The organism is Streptomyces hilarionis (genome assembly GCF_024539675.1).
In the GTDB taxonomy this organism is placed as follows: domain Bacteria; phylum Actinomycetota; class Actinomycetes; order Streptomycetales; family Streptomycetaceae; genus Streptomyces; species Streptomyces hilarionis.
Genome location: NZ_JAHHIT010000317.1, coordinates 1 through 3,447, shown reverse-complemented (window position 1 = coordinate 3,447; position 3,447 = coordinate 1). Strand labels below are relative to the sequence as shown.

The 3,447-nt window shown below is 74.9% G+C and carries 3 protein-coding genes; 1 reads left to right on the top strand and 2 read right to left on the bottom strand.

From position 1 onward, the window contains the following. Nucleotides 1-9: 9 nt before the first annotated feature. Both KMS84_RS38260 and KMS84_RS38255 read right to left on the bottom strand, forming a co-directional pair. Nucleotides 10-144: an SPW_0924 family protein gene (locus tag KMS84_RS38260; protein WP_256921163.1), complete on the bottom strand. Its 135-nt coding sequence runs from the start codon at nucleotides 142-144 to the stop codon at nucleotides 10-12. A 177-nt stretch (nucleotides 145-321) separates the two neighbouring features. Continuing rightward, nucleotides 322-2,109: a lytic transglycosylase domain-containing protein gene (locus KMS84_RS38255; RefSeq protein ID WP_256921162.1), complete on the bottom strand. Its 1,788-nt coding sequence runs from the start codon at nucleotides 2,107-2,109 to the stop codon at nucleotides 322-324. A 388-nt stretch (nucleotides 2,110-2,497) separates the two neighbouring features. Here KMS84_RS38255 and KMS84_RS38250 point away from each other — a divergent pair. Further along, nucleotides 2,498-3,447 (top strand): DUF4184 family protein (locus KMS84_RS38250; protein WP_438819036.1); only part of this gene is annotated, 950 nt, incomplete at its 3' end.

The following is a 3,447-nucleotide window of genomic DNA, read 5'->3' as shown; positions in this document are numbered from 1 at the left end:
GCCTGGGGGTCAGGGGTGGGCGGGGACCGTCGTCAGGAACGGTTTCGGGGAGGTCGTGCCGGTCGGTGTGCCCAGGGCGGTGAGCGCGAGGACGAGGGCGAGCGCGACGGCGAGACCGGTCGCGGCGGCGATGAGGGCGCGCATCGGGCCTCCCTGCGAGGGCCACGGGGTCGGCTGCGGGAGCCGGCCGGGGATCCGCAACGTAACTGACAGGTCGTCAGGTGCGGCACGGTAGCAACGGGCGCGCGAGATGAGAACACGTCGCACACGACGACGGCGCCCTCGCGTGGCGGGGGCGCCGTCGTGGTGGTGCGGGAGGGGTTACGAGCCGGTGGCCGCGGACGGCGACCCGCTCGGCGCGGACGGCGGTTCGCCGGGCGTGGACGGCGACTGGCCGGGGTCGGGGCTCGGTGACGTGGTCGCGGGGGCCGTGACGGTCAGTTCGACGGTGAGGCTCGCGCCGCCCGCTGTGGTGATGCGCAGCAGGTACGTCCCGGCGGTGTCGTCGGCGTACAGGGTCGGCAGGTGCAGCAGGCCCTTCGCGTCCGTCGTGAGGTCGAGGGTGCGCACGGCGTTGCCGGCGGCGTCCTTGAAGTGGGGGCCCTTGTCGTTGGCGGTGGGGTCGTCGGCGGACTTCACCAGGGTGGCGGTGGCCGCGACCTTGTCCGCGACGGCGCCCTTGTAGGTGGCCTTGACCTCGACCTGGTCGGCGAACTCGCCGCCGGCGACGCAGGTGAGCGCGGTCGCGGTGGTGCGGGCGAGGGCGTCGGCGGCGCGGGCGGTGACGGTGGCCCGGTAGTCGAGGGCGGAGAGCGTGCGTCCGGCGAGGGTGGCGCGGACGGTGAAGTCGCCGGTCTTCTCGCCCGCCGTGAGCGCGGGCGCGACGGCGACGCCCTTGGCGTCGGTGGCGACCACGGCGACGTTCTCGCCGCCCGCGAAGACGGCGTCGGTGTCGCCGACGACGGTGAAGCGGATCCGTACCTTGGCGACGGCCTTGCCGGCCGCGGTCTCCGCCCGGGCGCTGATCCGCTCGCTGTAGGCGTGGCCCGCCATGGCGGTGATGCTCGCGGCGCCCGCGTTCTCGAGGTGGTCCACCGTGTCGGTCGGCGTGGGCGCCGGCGGCTTGGGCTTGCCGGGCGTGGGCGGCGCCGGCGGCTTGGGCGGCGTCGCCGGCTTGCCCGGTGTGGTCGGCTTGGCCGGGGTCGCCGGCTTGCCCGGCGTGGCGGGTGTCGCCGGGACGAACGGCGAGGTGGGCGTGCTCGGGTGGTCGTCGCTGCGGCTGCCGGGCACGGCGCCGGTGCCGTTGGGGACCTCGTGCGTGCCCTTGCGGTAGTACTCCAGCCACGACAGGACGGTGTTGAGGTAGTCCGTCGAGTTGTTGTAGCTGAGGATCGCGCTGCGCATGCCGGCCGTGGTGGCCATGTCCCAGTCGTAGCGGCACAGGTAGTGGCCGGCGGCGAGCGCGGCGTCGTAGACGTTGTTGGGGTCCTTCTTGCCGTCGCCGTTGCCGTCGCGGCCGGCCCACGCCCAGGTGGAGGGGATGAACTGCATGGGGCCGACGGCGCGGTCGTGGACGCGGTCGCCGTCGTAGGAGCCGTGGTCGGTGTCCTTGATGTCGGCGAAGCCCACGCCGTCGAGGACCGGGCCGAGGATCGGCGTGACGGTCGTGCCGTCGGCGGTGACGTTGCCTCCGCCGGCCTGGCCCGACTCGACGTTGCCGATGGCGGCGAGGAGTTGCCAGGGCATGTTGCAGCCCGGCTTGGCCTGCGCGAGCGCCGCCTCGGCCTTCTTGTAGGCGTCGAGGACGGTCGCGGGGATGCCGGCCTCGGCGGTGCCGGGCGCGGCCGGGGCGGTGGTCGAGCCGCTGCTCGGGGCAGGCGCGGGGCTCTTCAGCGGCGGCAGGTCCGTGTAGTACGGGGAGTTGCCGGTGGCGCTGTCGACGGTGCCCGTGCCGGCGTCGGCGGAGGGGGTGTCGGCGGCGGTCCGTCTGCCCTGGCCGTCGGCCGTGACGTCGGGTGCCTGGGAGGCGGCCAGGGCCGCGACGGCCAGTGCGGCCACGGTCGTGTTGACCGCTCCCTTGCGCAGTCTCGTGCCGAAATGCGCCGACATGAAGTGAAACCCTCCCGTGGACGTCGAACGCCCGTCTTCGCCTGCACTGTCGTGCCGTTGCCGTCGTCTTGCCGGTCGTGGTGCGGTGGTGCCGTGTCGCCGTCCCGCCCGTGGCCGCCGGCGGTCGCCGTTGCCACTGGTGGGACGGTCCAGCCGTCGCGAGGGTTGCACTCGCAAGCGGTTTGCCCTTTTTTGTTTCTTTGTTCGACGCGTCCGGGGCACCGCGACCCAGGCGACCCTACGACAACTTCTTTTGGACCGGCACCCGTTCGGGCGCCGTTTTCACCGGCCGGCCATCTGTCGTCGACCGTGACGTCGCACCCGCATACTGGGCGTCGTCCGCCCGCCGGGCCGCTCGGGCCCTCAACGTCCGCCCCCGGGAGCACCGTTGCCGTTCACGCTGAGCCATGCCGCGGCCGTGCTGCCCGCCGTACGCGCCGACGGGTCCGGTCGCGGGCGGCTGGCGCCCGCCGTCCTGGTGGCGGGGTCGTTCGCTCCCGACCTGACCTACTACGCGGCGAGCGTGCGACCGCAGGCCATGGAGTTCGGGGACGTCACGCACTCTTTCGCCGGGGTGTTCACGGTCGACGTGGTGATCGCCTGGGCGCTGGTGGGGGTCTGGCTGCTGGTGCGCGAACCTCTGGTGGCGCTGCTGCCGCGTGGCCGGCAGGACCGGGTGGCCGCCCTGACCCGCTGTGGGGCGCCCCGCGCGCGGGTGCGGACCCCGCTCCTCCTGCGGTGGTACGTCAGCGCGGCGCTGGGCGCGCTGACGCATGTGGTGTGGGACGCGTTCACGCACCTGGACCGCTGGGGCATGCGGCTGTTCCCCGTCCTCGGCGAGCGGATCGCCGGTTCGCCGCTGTACTGGTACCTCCAGTACGGGGGCTCGGCCGTGGCCGCGGTCGTGATCGCCGGGTTCGTCGCGTACGCGCTGCGCCGGGCGCCCGCCGGCGGGCCGGCGGGGGTCGCGGTGCTCTCCTCGCGCGACCGCCGGTGGGCGGGCGTCCTGATCGGCGGGTGTGCGCTGGTCGCCGCGGTGCGGCGGGCCACCCGGTGGTGGGAGTACTGGGGCGCGCGCGACGCCAGGCCGTGGGAGCTCGTGCCGACGCTGTGCTTCGGCGCGGGCGCGGGGCTGGTGCTGGGCGTCCTGCTGTACGCCGTGGCCGTGCGCCTGTGGCGCCGCCCGGCAGCCGCGGACGGGGACTCCGGGCGGGCCGCCGGGCAGGGCGGGCGACGGGACGGGACGACGGGTACGGGTGCGGAGACAGCTGCGAGGACGCGCACCGGCCCCGGCACGGAGTCGGAGGAGGGCCCGGGGAGGCGTGCGGAGGCGGGGGC